General features: G+C 37.8%; 21 protein-coding genes and 3 other annotated features. Of the genes, 18 read left to right on the top strand and 3 right to left on the bottom strand.

Translation table 11 applies throughout. From position 1 onward, the window contains the following. Positions 1–5: 5 nt before the first annotated feature. The 10 genes from NLW78_RS09555 (at position 6) to NLW78_RS09510 (ending at position 8617) form a co-directional block, all read left to right on the top strand. Positions 6–1364: a replication initiation and membrane attachment family protein gene (locus NLW78_RS09555; RefSeq protein WP_254496818.1), complete on the top strand. Its 1359-nt coding sequence runs from the start codon at positions 6–8 to the stop codon at positions 1362–1364. A gap of 11 nt (positions 1365–1375) precedes the next feature. After that, a complete protein-coding gene (dnaI, locus tag NLW78_RS09550; RefSeq protein WP_254496817.1) occupies positions 1376–2311 on the top strand; it encodes a primosomal protein DnaI in 936 nt (311 codons plus the stop codon). Between the two features lie 106 nt (positions 2312–2417). Next, positions 2418–3263, top strand: coding sequence for a sporulation protein YtxC (gene ytxC / locus NLW78_RS09545; RefSeq protein WP_254496816.1), 846 nt, complete (start codon positions 2418–2420; stop codon positions 3261–3263). A gap of 53 nt (positions 3264–3316) precedes the next feature. Further along, positions 3317–3531 (top strand) — a binding site (T-box leader). A 56-nt stretch (positions 3532–3587) separates the two neighbouring features. Next, entirely contained in the window at positions 3588–5537 is a 1950-nt protein-coding gene (gene thrS, locus NLW78_RS09540) for a threonine--tRNA ligase (RefSeq protein ID WP_254496815.1), read from the top strand. 142 nt (positions 5538–5679) lie between these two features. Continuing rightward, positions 5680–5910: a hypothetical protein gene (locus NLW78_RS09535; protein ID WP_254496814.1), complete on the top strand. Its 231-nt coding sequence runs from the start codon at positions 5680–5682 to the stop codon at positions 5908–5910. Between the two features lie 349 nt (positions 5911–6259). Further along, positions 6260–6403, top strand: a sequence feature (ribosomal protein L20 leader region). Between the two features lie 5 nt (positions 6404–6408). Beyond that, complete coding sequence (gene infC, locus NLW78_RS09530) at positions 6409–6987, top strand: translation initiation factor IF-3 (RefSeq protein WP_254496813.1); 579 nt, start codon at positions 6409–6411, stop codon at positions 6985–6987. A 35-nt stretch (positions 6988–7022) separates the two neighbouring features. Continuing rightward, positions 7023–7217 (top strand): 50S ribosomal protein L35, encoded by a 195-nt coding sequence (rpmI, locus tag NLW78_RS09525; RefSeq protein WP_254496812.1) that lies wholly within the window; start codon positions 7023–7025, stop codon positions 7215–7217. A 43-nt stretch (positions 7218–7260) separates the two neighbouring features. Further along, positions 7261–7617 carry a 50S ribosomal protein L20 gene (gene rplT, locus NLW78_RS09520; protein WP_254496811.1) on the top strand — a complete coding sequence of 119 codons (357 nt, stop codon included), beginning with the start codon at positions 7261–7263 and terminating at the stop codon, positions 7615–7617. Between the two features lie 60 nt (positions 7618–7677). Continuing rightward, complete coding sequence (locus tag NLW78_RS09515; RefSeq protein WP_254496810.1) at positions 7678–7935, top strand: DUF1294 domain-containing protein; 258 nt, start codon at positions 7678–7680, stop codon at positions 7933–7935. Positions 7936–8005: 70 nt separating this feature from the next. Further along, on the top strand, positions 8006–8617 hold the full coding sequence (locus tag NLW78_RS09510; protein ID WP_254496809.1) for a TVP38/TMEM64 family protein: 612 nt from the start codon (positions 8006–8008) through the stop codon (positions 8615–8617). A 13-nt stretch (positions 8618–8630) separates the two neighbouring features. On the opposite strand, the gene NLW78_RS09505 is transcribed toward NLW78_RS09510, so the two are convergent. Next, positions 8631–9020 (bottom strand): sigma-w pathway protein ysdB, encoded by a 390-nt coding sequence (locus tag NLW78_RS09505; RefSeq protein ID WP_254496808.1) that lies wholly within the window; start codon positions 9018–9020, stop codon positions 8631–8633. 144 nt (positions 9021–9164) lie between these two features. On the opposite strand from NLW78_RS09505, the gene dut reads away from it, so the two are divergent. Both dut and NLW78_RS09495 read left to right on the top strand, forming a co-directional pair. Continuing rightward, the gene (gene dut, locus NLW78_RS09500) at positions 9165–9602 is read left to right on the top strand and encodes a dUTP diphosphatase (protein ID WP_254496807.1); all 438 of its coding nucleotides are present in this window, start codon (positions 9165–9167) and stop codon (positions 9600–9602) included. Between the two features lie 88 nt (positions 9603–9690). Then, entirely contained in the window at positions 9691–10776 is a 1086-nt protein-coding gene (locus NLW78_RS09495; protein WP_254496806.1) for a M42 family metallopeptidase, read from the top strand. Between the two features lie 24 nt (positions 10777–10800). On the opposite strand, the gene sspI is transcribed toward NLW78_RS09495, so the two are convergent. Then, on the bottom strand, positions 10801–11010 hold the full coding sequence (gene sspI, locus NLW78_RS09490) for a small acid-soluble spore protein SspI (RefSeq protein ID WP_254496805.1): 210 nt from the start codon (positions 11008–11010) through the stop codon (positions 10801–10803). Positions 11011–11121: 111 nt separating this feature from the next. On the opposite strand from sspI, the gene NLW78_RS09485 reads away from it, so the two are divergent. The 3 genes from NLW78_RS09485 (at position 11122) to pheT (ending at position 15724) form a co-directional block, all read left to right on the top strand. After that, the gene (locus tag NLW78_RS09485; RefSeq protein WP_254496971.1) at positions 11122–11862 is read left to right on the top strand and encodes a TrmH family RNA methyltransferase; all 741 of its coding nucleotides are present in this window, start codon (positions 11122–11124) and stop codon (positions 11860–11862) included. A gap of 51 nt (positions 11863–11913) precedes the next feature. Next, positions 11914–12160: a binding site (T-box leader), on the top strand. Between the two features lie 85 nt (positions 12161–12245). Next, positions 12246–13280: a phenylalanine--tRNA ligase subunit alpha gene (gene pheS / locus NLW78_RS09480; RefSeq protein WP_254496804.1), complete on the top strand. Its 1035-nt coding sequence runs from the start codon at positions 12246–12248 to the stop codon at positions 13278–13280. 14 nt (positions 13281–13294) lie between these two features. Then, complete coding sequence (pheT, locus tag NLW78_RS09475) at positions 13295–15724, top strand: phenylalanine--tRNA ligase subunit beta (protein WP_254496803.1); 2430 nt, start codon at positions 13295–13297, stop codon at positions 15722–15724. A gap of 38 nt (positions 15725–15762) precedes the next feature. Here pheT and rnhC read toward each other — a convergent pair whose 3' ends face one another. Next, positions 15763–16683: a ribonuclease HIII gene (rnhC, locus tag NLW78_RS09470; RefSeq protein WP_254496802.1), complete on the bottom strand. Its 921-nt coding sequence runs from the start codon at positions 16681–16683 to the stop codon at positions 15763–15765. Between the two features lie 126 nt (positions 16684–16809). Here rnhC and zapA point away from each other — a divergent pair, with 126 nt between their 5' ends. The 3 genes from zapA (at position 16810) to polX (ending at position 19430) form a co-directional block, all read left to right on the top strand. After that, complete coding sequence (gene zapA / locus NLW78_RS09465; RefSeq protein ID WP_254496801.1) at positions 16810–17082, top strand: cell division protein ZapA; 273 nt, start codon at positions 16810–16812, stop codon at positions 17080–17082. Further along, complete coding sequence (locus tag NLW78_RS09460) at positions 17075–17635, top strand: CvpA family protein (RefSeq protein WP_254496800.1); 561 nt, start codon at positions 17075–17077, stop codon at positions 17633–17635. Before zapA ends, NLW78_RS09460 begins: the two co-directional genes overlap by 8 nt. Positions 17636–17717: 82 nt before the next feature. Further along, positions 17718–19430 carry a DNA polymerase/3'-5' exonuclease PolX gene (polX, locus tag NLW78_RS09455; RefSeq protein WP_254496799.1) on the top strand — a complete coding sequence of 571 codons (1713 nt, stop codon included), beginning with the start codon at positions 17718–17720 and terminating at the stop codon, positions 19428–19430. Positions 19431–19448 lie beyond the last annotated feature (18 nt).

The raw sequence follows: 19448 nt of genomic DNA, 5'->3' as shown, positions 1-19448 counted from the left end.
GCCATATGAACGAACGGATTAAGCATTTGCTTCCGAACGACGGATATACTGTTCAGTTAAAAAAGCCGTTAAAAGAAGACTACTTACAGGCTTTGACTCATTTATATCAACCTTTAGTAGGGATGAAGGCGATATCCTTATACATGACGTTGCTTAATGATGTTCGTTTACAAATTGCAAAGCAGGATCCAATAACACACCACACATTAATGAGTATGTTAAATATGGATCTTGACCAATTGTATGAGGCCCGTCTTCATTTAGAAGCGATTGGCCTCTTGAATTCTTTTATGAGCGATGGAAACATTCGTCAATACTATTATGTATTAATACCTCCATTTTCAACAGTTGAATTTTTTGAGGATCCGATGTTATCTATCCTGTTAGAACATCATATAGGGAATCAACAAGTACGCCGCCTTAAACAAGTCTTTATGCCGGAAAAAAGCATGCCGGAGCATGCGCTAAATAAAACAAAATCTTTTGAAGAAATTTTCACAACTGTACATGTTCAACATCATAGCAGTAATTCCCATGCGGTGGATAGCCAATCGAACGTTAGTAAGGATTCATACGATGTTGATTTCGACTGGCTGGAAAATACGTTACGTAAAAATGGAATTCCGATGGAAAAGGTTTTAACGGTTGATAATAAGCGATTTATTGCAAGCTTAGTGAAAATATATCATGTTGATCTCCTTCATTTAGAGAAAGCAATTCTTTGGTCCGTAAATGAAAATTTAGAGCTATTGAAGGATGAGTTACATGATGCTTGTAAAGATTATTATGCAAACCATTTTGCGAAACCTATCCCTCAATTAATTCATAAAGATCCGAAACAAAAACAAGAAATCGAAAATACGACTACACCTCGTACGAAAGAGGAAAAACTAATTCAACACTTCGAATCCATTACACATCGTGAAATCCTTGAAGATTATTCTAAAACGGGACATGCTTCTGACCAAGAAGTGAAAATGCTGACAAATATTATGTTCCAGCATGGACTTTCTCAAGGTGTCATGAACGTACTCGTCCATTATGTCTTACAAAAAACGAATATGAAACTAACGAAAAATTACGTTGAGAAAATTGCTTCCCATTGGGGAAGAAAAAATGTAAACACGGTTAAGGAAGCGATGGATTTAGCGAAATCCGAAAATAAACTGTATCAATCTTGGGGAAATCAACGGGAAATGAGAAAAAGTAAAGAAGTTCTTCCAGATTGGTTTAAAAAACAGAAGGAAAATGAGCAAACAGAACGAAAGGAACAACTTAAGCCTCCTAATCAAGATTTAGAAAAGGAAAAGCAGGAACTGGCTGAGGCATTCCGTTCCCTTGCCTCACGATCTTATAATCAATAAGGATGATGATGTTGGAATCTATTCAATCAACGTTAAAAAAGTGGATGAAGGAAAACCGTAACTTTCAACAAGCCTATAAAGAATTGAAAGAGCAGATCATGAACTCTAGGGATGTTCAGGCATTTATTGCTGAACATCCTGAGCTGCAGACGACTGATATTGAAAGACAGTTAATGAAACTGTATGAATACGATAATCAATCAAAGCAATGTGAAAAATGTCCTTCATTATCTGAATGCTGTAATATTATTCCAGGTTATGCACCAAAGCTTTCAGTTCAAAATCGGCAAATACGAATTGCTTATGACCGGTGTCCGCAAAAGATCAAACAAGATGAACAAAACCGTAAAAAATCATTTGTTCAAAGCTTATATATGCCGAAAGAAATATTGGAAGCATCTATTGAGGATATTGATTTTGAAGATAGCGAAAGAATCAATGCGATTATGAAAATTAAAGAACTACTCGATCAACTTGATCAGAAAAAAACGATTACAAAAGGTCTGTATATGTATGGCCCATTTGGCGTGGGAAAAACCTTTTTACTAGGTGTATTAGCGAACGAATTTGCTAAACGTGAAATACAATCGATGTTTATTTACATGCCTGAGTTTGTCAGAGAGATGAAATCTTCTATTGGAAATTCAACTTTAAATGAAAAGGTTGATAAATTTAAACAAATACCCGTTTTAATTTTTGATGATATAGGTGCAGAATTTCAATCAGCATGGTTTCGTGATGAAGTGTTAGGGGCAATTTTACAATATCGCATGATGGAAGGACTTCCTGTCTTTTTTACATCAAATTATAACTTGAAGGAGTTAGAATCCATTTTAGCTGCTGCGGGCAAAGGAGAAATGGAAAGGCTGAAAGCCGGAAGAATCATAGAGCGAATTAAACAAGTCAGTGATCCTGTTGCACTATTTGGTCAAAATCGACGTCCATAATGAATGTAGTTCAGAAGGTTTCTGAACTACATTTTCTTTTTTTGTTCATTTTATTTCGTTCTTTCCCATATAATGTAACAGTTTGTTAAGGGAAAGAGGGATGAGGTTGAAGCGTCTCGTTTTCATTTTCCGGTTTAAAGAGGAAGCGAATTTGTTCTGTCGTCAAGTTCATCATTTGGAGCCTTCTTTGTCTACAAAAATATATTATCGGCAAAAAGAAAAGTGGTATAAGGTCGAGTGGGATAGTGAAAAAGTGAGTAGTCAACTAAGCAGTATTTCAGCAGGGTTTATTAAAATTTTTGCAGACATTCGTCTTCCCGCGATTACGAGAAACATTTTAAAAGACGAATATCATTATACAAATCAGCATGAAATTGCTCATATTGTTCCGTTTGTTCACTCTGTTTGGAATCATTCCGAAAATTATATGTTACATGAAGGTGGCCGGCTCTCCACCATTTTACAACGATTTATTTCCCAACAAATTATGAAAGAACGGTTTATGTTTTATGATGAATTTGTCAATCATTTAATTCGTAAGCATTATTCTTTTTTCGTGGACATAGTTGGATACGCGATTGATGAATGGAAGCGAGAAGAAGAATACCAAGATTTTGTACATAACTTACGGAATTACATAAAACGAAAAAGACCGAAATGTAAAAAAGTTTTAGTTGTTGCGGATTATCAAATTCAACTCTTTAAACCGGATGGAACTCGTTATTTATCAGGAGAATTAAAAACATTACAAAACAGCGAAAATGTTTATTTTTTTGGATTTCACCCAGCGGATAAAACATTACCATCTCTCATTTCATTAGTTCCAGAAGAAATTGAAATCTATGCTGAACATACGGAAAATCCAATTATTCTTTCCGTTATGAATCTGTTTCAAGAGAGAGTGAACGTCTATCCATTAAAAAAATTTCCATTTGCCGGGAAAAAGGCTTGATTTTCTAAAAAACAATCGCTATAATAACCGACATATCCATTAATATGAACATGAGATCGGTAATGATGAGGACATGAGCAATTTGCATCGGCTTAACAGAGAAGGAAGTCATCGGCTGGAAGCTTCCGAAGTACGACAAATTGGTTACCACCTCAGAACCCTGACTGTGAAATGAGTAGTGGTCAGCGTGAATCCGCGTTAAGGATGTCTAGAGTGCCGTTTACTAACGGAACTAGGGTGGAACCACGGGTATAAGCTCGTCCCTTTTTTTAGGGATGGGCTTTTTTATTTTGGGTGGAAAAACAAAAGAAGGAGAGTCAAGCTATGGCAGAACAATTAAACATTACATTCCCAGACGGAAATGTGAAACAATTTCCAAACGGAACAACGGGTGAAGAAATTGCAGGTTCTATTAGTTCTGGATTAAAAAAACAGGCATTAGCCATTAAACTGAATGGAGAATTAGTTGACCTTCGCCGTCCTCTTGAACAAGACGGTGCAATTGAAATTGTAACGTATCGTGATCAAGAAGGATTAGAAATATTACGCCATTCAACAGCACATCTAATGGCTCAAGCCATTAAACGTCTATACAAAGATGTGAAGCTAGGTGTTGGTCCTGTCATCGAAAATGGGTTTTATTATGATATTGACATGGAAGAAAAAATTACACCTGAAGACTTACCGAAGATTGAAAAAGAAATGAAAAAGATTGTCGATGAGGCACATGCGATTGAGCGTGAAGAAGTTACTCGTGATGAAGCAAAGCGCATTTATCATGACGTTGGAGATGACCTAAAGCTAGAATTGATTGATGATATTCCAGAGGGCGATTCAATTACATTGTACAAGCAAGGTGAATTCTTTGATTTATGTAGAGGCCCGCATGTTCCCCATACAGGAAAAATGAAAGTATTTAAATTGTTGAATATCTCTGGCGCATACTGGCGTGGAGATAGTGATAATAAAATGTTACAGCGAATTTACGGTACTGCTTTCGAAAAGAAATCCCAGTTAGAAGAACATTTACGTTTATTGGAAGAGGCAAAAGAAAGGGATCATCGTAAATTAGGAAAAGAGTTAGACCTCTTTACTGTCAATCAAAAAGTAGGTCAAGGTCTTCCACTTTGGTTACCGAAAGGTGCCACAATACGTCGTACAATTGAACGCTATATTGTGGATATCGAAGAACGTCTAGGTTATAACCATGTGTATACACCTGTCCTAGGTAGTGTTGATTTATACAAAACGAGTGGTCATTGGGATCATTACCAGGAGGACATGTTTCCACCTATGGAGATGGATAACGAAGATCTCGTACTGCGTCCAATGAACTGCCCGCACCATATGATGGTTTATAAAAACCAGCTGCATAGTTATCGTAACTTACCAGTTCGTATTGCCGAACTAGGCACAATGCATCGTCATGAAATGTCAGGAGCATTAGCTGGATTGCAACGTGTTAGAGCTATGACATTAAATGACGCACACATCTTCTGTCGACCAGATCAATTAAAAGAAGAGTTTATTCGTGTCGTTCAGCTCGTCCAAGCCGTTTATAAAGACTTTGGTATTAACGATTACTTCTTCCGTCTTTCTTATCGTGACCCAGAAGATAAAGAAAAATATGTGGATAACGATGAGATGTGGGAAACTGCTCAAGCAATGTTAAAAGAGACGATGGAAGATATGGAGTTGGAGTACGTTGAAGCTGAGGGAGAAGCTGCGTTTTATGGTCCTAAGTTAGATGTTCAAGTGAAAACGGCGTTAGGTAAAGATGAAACATTATCAACGGTTCAGTTGGACTTCCACTTACCGAATCGCTTCGATTTAACTTATATCGGTGAAGATGGAAAAGAGCATCGTCCTGTTGTCATTCACCGTGGAGTCGTTTCAACAATGGAACGCTTTGTCGCTTTTCTAATTGAAGAGTATAAAGGTGCGTTCCCTACATGGTTGTCACCTGTTCAAGCTCGCATTATTCCGGTATCGTTAGATGCCCATTTAGATTATGCAAAGCAAGTTGAAGAAAAGTTACGCTTTGAAGGTATCCGTGTTGAGCTTGATGAGCGTGACGAAAAGATTGGCTATAAAATCCGTGAAACACAAACAGAAAAAATCCCTTATGCACTTGTAGTTGGCGACCAAGAAATAGAACAAAATGCTGTAAACGTCCGCAAGTATGGGGAAAAGGATTCTAGTACAGTTGAATTTGACCAATTCGTAAGACAAATGAAAGAGGATATTGAAGCGAAGTCATTGCGTAAAGGGTAAGTTGCTAAAGCGGAGCATGGGAAAACCAAGCTCCGTTTTTTTGATTATCTCCAGTTGTGTTAACTGATTTTTCCAATTACGTTATATGAGAACAAGCACTTCCTTTCATAGATTATATGCTATGTATATAGGAGGTGAGCAGATGGCGAATCATAACCCACCCGTAACGAATAATGGACAGAGTTATCGCTGTTGTATCTATCGAAATATAAACTCAGGCAGGTTTACTAAACTTTGTACTCCAATTAAGACTTCAAACCAAATAGGATGTCGCATGAGACCGAACTACCAAATTGTTTTTGCTAGTCATGGGCCGACTATTGACTGTGAAGATTGTGAAGCCATTGTACGTGGATTAAATGCGATAAATTAGCAGGACGTGAAAAGGCCAACAATGTTGGCCTTACAGCTATTATTTTGTTTCTATCTTTTTGTTTTTCTTTTTTATTATATTTTTAATTCGTCTAAACAATTTGATAACCCCGTGAAATAGTACCTCAACAATAAATTCAAGAATGATTTGCATGTACTTGCCCTCTTTCATTTAGTTCATATAAGGTAAGGTATCATTGTCTCTAGATAAAAACAATTGGTTGAATCTGTTATTTACATGTTTAACTTTCTTATGTATAATAAGACAGGTGCTTCAGAAGAAGCCAAAAGTATTTATTGACAAACCTTTACTCATCAAATATAATGAATAAAGTGAATTTTATAAGGTCAAAGGCAAGTAGAAGCACCCGCTTCTCACCTGATCGACACATTTTTGTAGTTGGCAGGTACGATATTCTTTATTTCTTCTATGTTATATGGAGAAGACAGGAGACGTGTGGGTGCAATATATGTACCGACACTTTTTTTATTTGAATAAATGAATACGCTTGTCGAATTCGACCTTATCTTTTCCAAAATTTTGTGGAGGTGGCTCACTATTAGCAAAGACATATTTATTAATGAGCGCATTCGTGCACGTGAAGTACGTCTCATTGATGCAAATGGTGAACAATTAGGCGTGAAATCACGTCAGGAAGCACTAGAGTTAGCTGAGAAAGCAAATCTAGACCTTGTAATGGTGGCTCCAAACGCGAAACCGCCAGTATGCCGAATCATGGACTACGGAAAGTTTCGTTATGAACAACAGAAGAAAGACAAAGAAAATCGTAAAAAGCAAAAAGTCATTAATATCAAAGAAGTGCGCTTAAGCCCTGCTATTGAAGAACATGACTTTAATACGAAACTACGTAATGCACGTAAATTTTTGGCTAAAGGTGATAAAGTTAAGGCTACTGTACGCTTCCGTGGTCGTGCGATCACCCATAAAGAGTTAGGTCAAAAGGTACTTGATCGATTCGCCGAGCAATGTAACGATGTTGCAGTAGTGGAAACAAAACCTAAAATGGAAGGTCGCAATATGTTCATGATGCTTGCACCAAATCAAGAAAGCAAGTAAATCGGTGACTGTTTACAATTGAAGGAGGAATAAACATGCCTAAAATGAAAACCCATAAAGGTTCAGCGAAACGTTTTAGAAAAACAGGTAAAGGGAAAGTGAAGCGTGCTCACGCATTCACAAGCCACTTGTTTGCAAATAAGAGCCAGAAACAAAAACGTAAGCTTCGTAAAGCGACACTTGTTTCTAAAGGCGATTTAAAACGAATTAAAGCAATGCTTCCAAAATAATTTTGAACGAAACTAGATGTACGAATATTAGGAGGGAAATGTTATGCCACGTGTAAAAGGCGGAACAGTAACACGTAAGCGTCGTAAACGCGTTTTGAAATTAGCTAAAGGTTATTATGGTGCAAAACATTCATTGTTTAAAACAGCAAAACAACAAGTAATGAAATCAGGTCAATATGCTTACCGTGACCGTAAACAGCGAAAGCGTGATTTCCGTAAATTATGGATCGCACGTATTAACGCTGCAGCTCGTTTAAACGATATTTCTTATAGCCGTTTCATGCACGGATTGAAGCAAGCTGGTGTTCAAATGAACCGTAAAATGCTTGCTGACTTAGCTGTAAATGATGAGAAGGCCTTTGCTAACTTAGTTCAAAAAGCAAAAGACGCACTTAAATAAATTTGATGAAAAGCCATCCCTTACGATAGGGATGGTTTTTTTATATGCGAGGTGATAAAGATGGATATTGTAATTCTCTATTATTATATAGCGGTAAATATTTATGGATTTCTTCTTATGGGGTTTGATAAATGGAAAGCGAAAAGAGGAAAGTACCGAATTGCTGAACGTCACTTATTCATAAGTGCATTTCTTGGGGGAGCACTTGGTTGTATTATCGGTATGCAGCTGTTTCGACATAAAATCAGAAAAGGGGTATTCCGATATGGTATGCCACTATTGTTTGTGGTTCACCTCATGTTATCGTTAAATATTTGAAGCATGTCATAATGGCTCGTCTCATGTCATATAAATGAATCAATGAATTTAAAAAGAAGGGGGCTCTTTCATGGACCAAGTTGGATCATGGATCCTTGCCATTGTAGAGTCCAGTGGCTTGTTTGCGCCAATGATGTTTATTGGTTTTCATTTATTAAGGCCACTGTTTTTTTTACCTGTTGCATTTATATGTGTATCAGGAGGGATTTTATTTGGTCTCGTGTCAGGTGCTATTTATTCGGTCATTGGCATCACCCTTTCTAGTATTCTCTTCTATCGAATAGTAAAAATTATGCCGAGAACGGTTCATCGTCTTGCCCGTTTAAGGCAGAAGCTATTTGGTGAACATGCTCAAATTACCCGTGGACAGATCATTCTCCTTAGATTAATGCCCTTTATTCATTTTCATCTTTTATCTTTATGTATCATTGAAATGTCCAAAGGGTTTAAAGAGTATTTTCGCCTTTCGTTTGCATCCAACGTACCGTTAGCTGTTGTGTATACCTCCTTTGGTCAATGGATTTCGACGATGTCCCCTATGTTAATGGCTATGATCATATCCGCATTTTTACCGTTTTTATATTTCTTGCGTAAAAAGGAAATTGTACTGAAGTGGGAGGACTTTTTTCAAAGGAAAACCGCTCCACCGAATCCAATGCCGTTAAAAAACAGGCTACCTTAAAGGTTGCCTGTTTTTATTCATAATCCGGTAGTAGTTTGTTTATAGGGTACTGCCAAATAATATTTGCATAAGGGTACTTTTTTAATATTTCTTCCTTTAAGAAGGTTAAATCTTCTTTATTAATACCTTTTAACGTTTCTTCGTGATGAACACGTATGTTTACGGTTGTAACTTCAAATGCTTTGTCAGTGGTCCCTAACTGCTTTTCTCCCTCAAACATGGCTCCCTTGTATGTAATGAGTAATTTTTTTTTGACATTTTTCGTATCGTCTAAAAAGTAATAGCTTTTCGTTTCAAGGGCATGTTCTAGTTTGCGTTTCGGGTTGACTATATACCGATAAGCCTTATAAATAAAAAATATGATCGCAAAGAAAATGAGCATGCGAAGTAAAAAAATAATCATAGAACCGTCTCCTAATCAATTTAAACGTGGGGCAATTGTTATTCTTCATTACATTTTAGCATACATTACGACGTGATATAATGATGAAGTATTTATTGTTGTTATATGTTAACCTAAATTGACGGTAAAGGAGTGAAATTTAGAATGGAATACAATGTAAAAGTTAAGTATACTCATCCAGATGCCCGTTTGCCATACCAAGCCAATAAAGGTGATGCAGGGTTTGATTTATTTTCTATTGAAGAAACAACGATAAAACCAGGAGAAACCGCTCTCATATCTACCGGAATTATGTTAGAATTACCGAATGGGACAGAGGCGCAGGTTCGGCCACGAAGTGGATTAGCCATAAAGCATTCCGTTACCGTTTTAAATAGTCCGGGAACGATTGACGAAGGATACCGTGGGGAAGTTAAAGTTATTTTAATTAACCATGGAAAACAGGATTTTAAAGTGGAAAAACATATGCGAATTGCTCAAATGGTCGTTGCTTCCGTTGCAAACGTCAATTTAGTACAAGCCTATGAATTAACAAATTCAGAACGTGGTGAAGGTGGTTTTGGTTCTTCAGGAACCGATTAGGAATCATTCTAAGTAGCTAGTAAATTTTGTGAAAATGTGTGAAAATAGGTATAATAAACCTATTGAACTTTTAAGGAGGACATACATAATGGTGAAGCTTGATGAAACATTAACGATGCTTAAAGACTTAACAGACGCAAAGTCTATACCTGGTGATGAAAGAGAAGCACGTGAAGTGATGAAAAACTACGTGAGCCCTTTTGCCGACGAAGTGACAACCGATAATTTAGGGAGCCTGATTGCAAAGAAAAGTGGCGATGAAAATGGTCCCAAAATTATGGTAGCGGGCCATCTAGATGAAGTTGGATTTATGGTGACAAGAATTGATGACAAAGGGTTCGTCTACTTTCAAACAGTAGGTGGCTGGTGGAGTCAGGTAATGCTGGCTCAACGTGTTACCGTTGTAACGAAAAAAGGTGACGTAACAGGTGTAATTGGTTCAAAACCACCACATATCTTACCTCCGGAAGCACGGAAGAAACCAGTTGAAATCAAAGATATGTTTATTGATATTGGTGCCTCAAGTAAGGAAGAAGCAGAAGAATTTGGGGTAAAACCAGGTGATTCTGTTGTACCTTACTTCGACTTCACAGTCATGCAAAATGAAAAACTTCTCCTTGCAAAAGCATGGGATAACCGTATTGGATGTGCAATTGCAGTTGAAGTATTGAAGCAGTTGAAAGATGAAAAGCATCCAAACGTTGTTTATGGAGTAGGAACTGTACAAGAAGAAGTGGGGTTACGTGGTGCTAGAACATCTGCACATAAGATCCAACCGGATATCGCATTCGCAGTAGATACTGGTATTGCTGGTGATACTCCAGGTGTAACAGATAAAGATGCACGAGGAAAAATGGGAGACGGACCACAAATTATTTTATATGATGCATCTGCAGTATCCCACAAAGGATTACGTGATTTAGTTGTTGAAACTGCTGATGAAAAAGAAATCCCATATCAGTATGATGCACTGCCAGGTGGAGGAACGGATACAGGTACCATTCATATAACGGCAAATGGTGTACCTGCTTTATCAATTACAATCGCTACTAGATACATTCATACTCATGCAGCGATGATTCACCGTGATGACTTTGAAAATGCAGTGAAACTTATTGTAGAAGTGATTAAGAAGCTTGATACCGATAAAGTAAAAGACGTTACGTTTAACTAAAAAAATAAGGAGCGCATGCGCTCCTTATTTTTTTACGCTTTCTTCTAAAATTTCTAATACTTCTTCTTTTTCAGATTCATCGGCGTTATTCCAATATACTTCGAATAACACACCTAATCCTGGTAATAATTTTTCTTCTCCGCTTTGTATTGCATCTAAAATGGTTGCTTCTAATTCATCAGCACTATTACCAGATATATTGTGTAAAACGGCTTTCCGTAAATCTAAATCCATTTAGTTTCACCCCACTTATTAGTAACATATTGATGGAATTAGTTTGACCTGCAAAATAAAAAATATGTATGATATGAAAGAGCGATAAAAGACGAGAAACAGGTGACAAAGATGTACATTGAATCGTTACAAAATGATAAAGTTAAAGAATGGAAAAAGTTAAATCGAAAAAAAGACAGGGATAAGCAAAAATGCTTTCTTATTGAAGGTGAACATTTACTTGAGGAAGCAATGAGAAGTGATTGGAATATTAGGGAGATTATCCAATTAGAAGGAAATACATTTTCAGTGCCAAAAGAAGTGAAGGTTATAACAGTAAGTGAAAAAGTGTTTCGAGCCATTGCCAGTACAAATAGTCCACAAGGTATTATGGCAGTTGTTCAAATGAAAACTTTTGAAAGAAACGAAAATGACAACAAAGTGCTGTTACTTGATGCGGTCCAAGATCCCGGGAATGTTGGAACAATGGTTCGAACTGCTGACGCACTAGGTTTTGATGCAGTTATCCTAGGAAAGGGTACTGTTGATGTATACAACGAAAAAACTGTTCGGGCTAGTCAAGGATCATTGTTTCATATCCCTGTTATGTCCGATGATTTATTGTCCTGGTGTCATTGGGCCAAACGTCATGATTTTCAAATTTGGGCTACTTCTCTCCGGGATGCAAAGCCGCTAATGAATGTAAATAAGCCTAATAAAATGGCTGTGATCTTAGGGAATGAAGGCAGTGGTGTTGATAACCAATTACTTGACATGGCTGATGAACGAGTTTATATTCCCATTACTGGTAAAGCGGAATCCTTAAATGTAAGTATAGCGGCAGGGATTTTGATGCACTATTTACAGAATTAGACTTGCAAATATATTGTGGATTCTCTATAATAAATGGCAGAATTAAAGATAGGAAAAGCGTTGAAAGAGTATAAGTAGGGGATTGATGAAACCGTTTTTAGGGAGGGAATGCCATAGACTGGAAGCATTCCTAACGGAGCAATCGTTGAATTTCAGCTCTGGAGCTGGCACCGGGACCTCTTAGGAGTAATGGTGTACCGGGTGGAAATCCGTTATCGATTAATGAAGTGGATACGACAACTTTATTTGTTGTGTCAACAAGGGTGGTAACGCGGATATATAAAGTCTCGTCCCTTTTATAGGGGTGAGGCTTTTTTGTTATGTTTTACTGTATCTTACATCTAAATGAAACAAGTTTTAAATTCGCAAAGGAGGATGACATCGTGAAAGAACGCTTAGAGGAATTAAAGCAGGAAGCCTTGTTACAAGTTGAACAGGCGGATACATCAGAAGACCTACAGCAAGTAAAAGTATCTTTCTTAGGAAAGAAAGGTCCAATTACAGAAGTATTAAGAGGAATGGGGAAACTTTCGAAGGATGAGCGTCCTGTCATTGGACAAATGGCAAACGAAGTACGTGAAGCTATTTCGGAAGCGATTGAAACGAAACAAGCAACATTAGAGGCAAAAAAGCTGGAACAGCAGTTAAAGGAAGAGAAAATCGATGTTACGTTACCTGGTCGACCTGTTCCGACAGGTGGGCCACACTTGTTAACAAAATTAATTCAAGATATTGAAGATTTGTTTATTGGGATGGGGTTTTCTGTGGCAGAGGGCCCAGAGGTTGAGCAAGATTACTACAATTTTGAAGCGTTAAACTTACCTAAGGATCACCCAGCACGTGATATGCAGGATTCATTTTACATAACGAATGAATTATTATTACGAACGCAAACCTCTCCAATTCAAGCGCGCACAATGGAAAAGCATGAGGGGAGAGGCCCAGTGAAAATCATTTGTCCTGGAAAAGTGTATCGTCGTGATACAGATGATGCGACACACTCACACCAGTTTACACAAATCGAAGGCTTATACGTAGATGAAAACGTTCGAATGAGTGATTTGAAAGGGGTTTTAAACGAATTTGCTAAGCAAATGTTTGGTAATGATCGTGAAATCCGCTTACGTCCAAGCTTTTTCCCATTTACAGAACCATCTGTGGAAATGGATATATCCTGTAAGCTTTGTAACGGAGAAGGTTGTTCCGTATGTAAAGGAACAGGTTGGATTGAAATATTAGGTGCAGGGATGGTGCACCCGAACGTATTAAGGATGTCCGGGTTTGATCCTGAGAAATATAGCGGTTTTGCTTTCGGAATGGGTCCAGAGCGAATTGCGATGTTGAAATATGGTATAGAAGATATCCGCCATTTCTACACAAATGACGTGCGATTTTTAAAACAGTTTCATCAAGCATAAGGAGGAAAAGGGAAATGCTCATATCGTTAAATTGGTTAAAGCAGTATGTTGATATAGATGATTTTACACCGAATGAACTAGCGGAGAAAATCACGAAAAGTGGAATTGAAGTAGAAAGTGTTGAACCGATTGTTGAAAGCATGAACAACGTAGTAGTCGGTTATGTGAAATCATGTGAACAACACCCAAATGCCGACAAATTAAACCTTTGTCTTGTTGATGTGGGTGACGAAGAATTACAAATTATTTGTGGTGCTCCAAATGTTGCAACAGGACAAAAAGTAGCTGTGGCAAAGCCTGGTGCAACATTACCCGGTGGAATGAAAATAAAAAAAGCGAAGCTGCGTGGAGTAGAGTCAAATGGAATGATCTGCTCATTACAGGAAATTGGTATTGATCCGAAATTTGTTCAAAAGGAATTTGAATCAGGCATTTTTGTGTTCCCGGAGGATGTTGAAGTAGGAGCTAATGCTGTAGAACTGTTAAATCTGGATGATGTGATTTTAGAGTTCGAACTTACACCTAACCGTTCTGACTGTTTAAGTATGATCGGAACTGCTTACGAAGTGGCTGCCATTTTAGGTCGGGACATTCGCCTTCCTGAAGTAGTAGTAGAAAGAGAAGATACGCAAACAAAAGATTACGTTGATGTGAAAGTGGAAGAGCCAGCATTAAGTCCATACTATGGAGCATTTGTGATTCAAGACGTAAACATTGGTCCATCTCCTCAATGGATGCAAAACCGCCTTATTGCAGCTGGAATTCGTCCCATAAACAATGTTGTAGACATTACAAATTATGTCTTGCTTGAATATGGTCAACCTCTTCATGCGTTTGACTACGATCGTTTCGGAACGAAAGAAGTAGTCGTCCGAACTGCTAGCGAAAAAGAGCAAATCGTTACACTTGATGATGCTAATCGTACTTTGGATGCAAATCATCTTGTCATTACGAATGGGGTAGAGCCGGTAGCTATAGCAGGTGTTATGGGAGGGGCAAATTCCGAAGTGTATGAAGGTACGAAGAATATTTTGCTTGAAGCAGCTTATTTTGACCCGAAATCGGTTCGTAAAGCAGCGAAAGATCATAATTTACGAAGTGAAGCAAGTGTACGCTTTGAAAAGGGAATTGATCCAAACCGCGTGAAAGAAGCAGGATTACGGGCTTGTCAATTGTTACAACAATATGCTGGAGGAAAAGTGTTGTCTGGTGAGGTAGAGCATAATTCTTTAGCAGTTGAAGAGAGAGTTATTTCGTTTTCAGCAGATAAAATGAGAGATCGAATTGGTGCTGACATTTCTACTGAACAAATGGAAATGATATTACAAAATCTCCGTTTTCCATTTGAACGTAAGGATCAGCAATTTGTTGTAACAGCTCCTACAAGAAGAGGGGATATTTCCATTGTTGAAGATATGGTGGAGGAGATTGCCCGCTTATATGGCTATGACGAAATACCATTTACAATGCCACAAGGTTCTTCTCACGCAGGTGGCTTAACAGCAAGACAGCAGCTGAAGCGAAAGGTTCATCAATTTATGCAAGGTGCTGGCTTGGCTGAAGCATGGACGTATTCATTAACGACAGAGGGCCGTGCAACTACCCTTGTTAGTCCTGAAGTTCAACAAACTTCACCGAATCCAATTGGATTAGCAATGCCAATGAGTGAGGCACATAGTCATTTGCGCCTGAGTATGCTTCCTGAGTTGTTAACAAGCCTACAATATAACTTAGCACGTAAACAACAAAATGTTGCGCTGTATGAATTGGGTTCCATTTACATTACGAAAGAAGAAACGTTAACATCACAGCCGAAAGAAGAGCTTCGTTTATCTGGAGTCATGACAGGTTTATGGCAGAACCATCCGTGGCAAAAAGATATAAAACAAGTAGACTTTTATGTTGTGAAAGGAATTATAGAGCAATTGTTTCACTATGTCCGCTTCGACAATGTTATATTTGAAGCTGGTGAAGTAGATGGTGTACACCCTGGACGAAGTGCGCTCCTAAAATATAACGGCGAAACAATCGGCTTTTTAGGACAGTTACATCCCGCATTACAAAAGGATTATGATCTGACAGAAACTTACGTATTTGATATTAACTTTGAGAAGCTGGCTGAAGGGATTACACAAGAGGATCGTTATGTACGTATACCACGTTTCCCATCAGTTAGCCAAGATTTAGCCTTTGTTTTAGAAGAACATATTCCAGCACATGATGTATTGCAAGTGATTCAGGAACACGGTGGTACTTACTTAACCGAAGTAGATGTATTTGATGTCTACCAAGGTGAACATATGGAAAAGGGGAAAAAATCGATTGCCTATCGATTGTTGTTCCAGGACCCAAGTGCTACTTTAAAGGATGAACAAGTAGAGAAAGCACGTGAACAAATCGTCAAAAATGTACAAGAGAAGTTTGGAGCAGAACTAAGAGGATAAAAGAACACCCGGTCTTGAACAAGACCGGGTGTTCATATTTACATTAAGCGCTTTGCTTTTTCCGTATTAGCAAAGTGAACTTTTGCACAAGTGGTCATAAAATCTTCGCCTTTCTCTTTTAGAAAAAAGGCTGCCTGTTGATCCACAAGGTGACTTGCTCCTTTTTGTAACGTAATACCTGTAGCTGCAGACAATTTGTCCATTTCGGATAAAAATTTCGCCCTAGCTAGAATAGAACCAGCAGCAACAGCAATGGAGTGACTTTCTGCTTTTGTTAAATAGTGGATATGTTTAGGGATTGGGAGTCCCTCACTTTTTAAATACCGTTCAAAAACAGCAGGCTGGGCGAACTGATCTACGACAATTCCAGCATCCTTAGCGGAATTCATTTTCTCACGGACTTTTTTAATGACTTGATAATGTAATATCGCCTTCATTTTTCCTTGAGACCAGCCCCGTTTTTGCCATTCGTTATATTTTTCATTTCTTAGTACGACGAGACTATAAGGGATATTTGCCTTCACTAAGTCTTTAGCAATTCGAATGACGTCATCATCACGCAAATTTTTGGAATCTCTCACTCCGATTCGCTCTAGCAATGGTCTGTTTTCATTTGTAACGTAAGCAGCAGCTGCTGTCATTGGTCCGAAGTAATCACCAGAACCTGCCTCATCTGTTCCGATATGGTTTTCGTTTAGAAATGAAGGAAGCGGTTTTTGTTTACGTTGGGTACTTCCTTTTTTGGTAGTTGTTTTACCACCGGTCCACTTTGAAGCTTCCTGTTCATATTGGCCACCTTGAAATAAGACTTTCCCTGACTTATATGCTGTAATGGTACAACCGTTTACCTTTGCACTAAATGAGGCGCTTTGTGGAGGATTTGGCTTTAAACTTGCCTTATAATGTTGCTTCATCTTTTCTATTTGTTCCGTAGAGAATTGGTATACACTTTGTGACATTTGCATCTCCTTTCTATCTGTTTTTTATTATATCAAAGTTTTCCAACCTTAAAGATGATATTTCCATAATGTTCATTATCATGTTAATATATTTTTTAGGACGTTAAGTAGTTAGGGGGCCTTTTCGTGTCGGATGCAAAGAAAACGAGAACGACGGTAGAAATTCATAACCGAAAATATACGATTGTGGGGGAAGAGTCTCCACACCGCATTCAAATGGTTGCCAGTATGGTTGATCAAAAGATGAAAGAAATTCAAGAGGCTAACCCGAAATTAGACACTGCACAGCTTGCGGTTTTAACCGCTGTTAATGCAACCAATGATTATATCAAAATAAAAGAAGAATATAATCATTTAATAGAAAAACTGAAGAGAGAGGAACAGGACAAAAATGGTTAATCTCATATTGTTATTCCTTTTAGCATTCGGGTTGTTTACCGGAATTAAAAGAGGATTTATTATGCAAGTTATGCATTTAGCCGGTTTTATTATCGCCTTTGTGTTTGCGATTATGTATTATGATGATCTTGCCCCAAAGTTAGAAATGTGGATCCCCTATCCAGAGATTTCAAACGAAACGATGTGGGCTATCTTTTTAAATTCACTTCCGTTAGAATCCGCTTATTATAACGGGATAGCGTTTGTCATTCTCTTTTTTGCTTCTAAGGTCTTATTGCAATTAGTAGCTAATATGCTAGATTTTATTGCCGAGTTACCAATATTACATAGTATCAATACAATACTAGGTGCTATCTTAGGGTTCCTTGAAGCTTATTTAATATTGTTTGTTCTTTTATATTTCTTAGCTTTAGTACCAGTCGGTGCGGTACAAGACTTAATTAGCAGCTCTGGTATTGCCCAAATGATAATTGAGCATACACCTTTTCTATCTGGTCACTTAGAAAAACTGTGGTTTGAACATATTGTTGATACATTATCGAACTTCTCATAAGAGAAGTTTTTTCTTTATACTAATGATGTATACCCATACGAAAACGTAATGAAATTGAACAATAGCAAAGAAGGTGAAGGATATGAACGTAGATAAAAAGCAAGTGATTAAATTACTGGAACAAATCGCCATATATTTAGAGCTAAAGGGAGAAAATCCATTTAAAATTTCGGCTTATCGAAAAGCTGCCCAAGCTTTGGAAAGTGATGACCGTTCATTAGGGGAAATAGAAGGCTTTTCTGAGCTAAAGGGAATAGGAAAAGGCACTGCATCAGTCATCGAGGAATTTATTAAAACAGGGCAATGTGAGACGTTACAACAATTACAAAAAGAAGTTCCTTCCGGTTTACTTCCATTGTTGGAATTACAAGGACTAGGTGGAAAAAAGTTAGCAAAATTATATCAAGAACTGAATGTAATAGATGGAGAAACCCTACGTAAGGCTTGCGAAAATGGGGAAGTTGAAAAACTTGCAGGCTTTGGAAAAAAGTCTGTGGAGAAAATATTAAAAACATTAGAAAATGCAAACAAACGACCAGAACGGTTACCTATTTTATTCATGCTTCCAGTTGTAGAGAAAGTAGAAACGCAGCTTGCAAACATTGCTGAGATTCAAAAGTTTTCCCGAGCTGGAAGTATTCGTCGTTATCAAGAAACAGTTAAAGACTTAGATTTCATTATCGCAGCTGAGGAAAAAGAAGTTGTAAAAGAAAAGTTACTCTCGTTAGAAGGCATCGTTGAGGTTGTAGCAGCAGGAGATACAAAGGTGACGGTCGTCTTTCAGGAGCAGTATGATATATCTGTAGATTTCCGCATTGTTGATGAAAAGGAATTCGCTACTACGCTTCACCACTTTACAGGTTCCAAGGATCACAATGTAGCGATGCGTCAGTTAGCTAAGAGCCAAGGTGAGAAAATAAGCGAATATGGTGTGGAAAATGTAGAAACAGGGGAAGTAAAAACTTTCGAAAGCGAAGAACAATTTTATCAGCATTTCGGTCTTCATTTCATTCCACCTGAATTAAGGGAGAATTTAGGTGAAGTAGATTCCTTTCAATCAACCGTTGATATCATTGATCATAAGGATATACAAGGTGACCTTCATATGCATACAACATGGAGTGATGGTGCACAGTCGGTTAAGGAGATGGCGGAAATATCTAGGGCAAAGGGGTATCAATACATTGCCATCACTGACCATTCCAAATATTTACGAGTGGCCAACGGCTTAAATGAAGAGCGGTTATTAAAGCAAAAAGAGGAAATTGTTCGTATTAATGATATGTATGACGATTTTCATATTTTTGCTGGAGTTGAGATGGATATATTACCGGATGGGACACTGGATTTTTCAGAAATATTTTTAAAGGAAATGGATTTTGTTATTGCATCAATCCATTCATCTTTTCATCAACCGAAGGATGTTATAATGAAACGAATTCGGACGGCTATGGAGTGCCCATACGTCGATCTTATAGCCCATCCGACAGGTAGGCTTATTGGAAAAAGAGATGGATATGAAGTAGACTATGAGTTGTTAATACAATGGGCGAAGGAAACAAACACCGCACTGGAGTTAAATGCGAATCCCAATCGTTTAGATTTAACGTGGAAGTGGTTAAAGAAAGCTCAAGATCAAGGAGTAAAAGTAGCTATTAATACAGATGCTCATAACTATAAAATGTTAGATGATATGGAAATCGGTGTAAAGTTCGGGAAAAAAGGTTGGTTAAGACGAGATACCGTATTAAATACGTGGGGTCAAGGTGAGCTAATTTCGTATTTGAAAAAATGATTGGATAAGGGGTAACAG

This window comes from Salirhabdus salicampi (genome assembly GCF_024259515.1).
Taxonomy (GTDB): Bacteria; Bacillota; Bacilli; order Bacillales; family Alkalibacillaceae; genus Salirhabdus_A; species Salirhabdus_A salicampi.
Note: the sequence above shows the minus strand (reverse complement) of the source record. Positions and strands in the feature narration are given on the sequence as shown.

Bases quoted from the DNA above. Each gene is read 5' to 3' on its own strand.
- rplT (WP_254496811.1), top strand. From the start codon at position 7,261: ATGCCACGTGTAAAAGGCGGAACAGTAACACGTAAGCGTCGTAAACGC.
- NLW78_RS09485 (WP_254496971.1), top strand. From the start codon at position 11,122: ATGTACATTGAATCGTTACAAAATGATAAAGTTAAAGAATGGAAAAAG.
- NLW78_RS09505 (WP_254496808.1), bottom strand. From the start codon at position 9,020: ATGATTATTTTTTTACTTCGCATGCTCATTTTCTTTGCGATCATATTT.
- NLW78_RS09510 (WP_254496809.1), top strand. From the start codon at position 8,006: ATGGACCAAGTTGGATCATGGATCCTTGCCATTGTAGAGTCCAGTGGC.
- infC (WP_254496813.1), top strand. From the start codon at position 6,409: ATGAATACGCTTGTCGAATTCGACCTTATCTTTTCCAAAATTTTGTGG.
- sspI (WP_254496805.1), bottom strand. From the start codon at position 11,010: ATGGATTTAGATTTACGGAAAGCCGTTTTACACAATATATCTGGTAAT.
- rnhC (WP_254496802.1), bottom strand. From the start codon at position 16,683: ATGTCACAAAGTGTATACCAATTCTCTACGGAACAAATAGAAAAGATG.
- dut (WP_254496807.1), top strand. From the start codon at position 9,165: ATGGAATACAATGTAAAAGTTAAGTATACTCATCCAGATGCCCGTTTG.
- NLW78_RS09555 (WP_254496818.1), top strand. From the start codon at position 6: ATGAACGAACGGATTAAGCATTTGCTTCCGAACGACGGATATACTGTT.
- NLW78_RS09515 (WP_254496810.1), top strand. From the start codon at position 7,678: ATGGATATTGTAATTCTCTATTATTATATAGCGGTAAATATTTATGGA.
- rpmI (WP_254496812.1), top strand. From the start codon at position 7,023: ATGCCTAAAATGAAAACCCATAAAGGTTCAGCGAAACGTTTTAGAAAA.
- thrS (WP_254496815.1), top strand. From the start codon at position 3,588: ATGGCAGAACAATTAAACATTACATTCCCAGACGGAAATGTGAAACAA.
- NLW78_RS09535 (WP_254496814.1), top strand. From the start codon at position 5,680: ATGGCGAATCATAACCCACCCGTAACGAATAATGGACAGAGTTATCGC.
- NLW78_RS09495 (WP_254496806.1), top strand. From the start codon at position 9,691: ATGGTGAAGCTTGATGAAACATTAACGATGCTTAAAGACTTAACAGAC.
- NLW78_RS09460 (WP_254496800.1), top strand. From the start codon at position 17,075: ATGGTTAATCTCATATTGTTATTCCTTTTAGCATTCGGGTTGTTTACC.
- polX (WP_254496799.1), top strand. From the start codon at position 17,718: ATGAACGTAGATAAAAAGCAAGTGATTAAATTACTGGAACAAATCGCC.
- pheT (WP_254496803.1), top strand. From the start codon at position 13,295: ATGCTCATATCGTTAAATTGGTTAAAGCAGTATGTTGATATAGATGAT.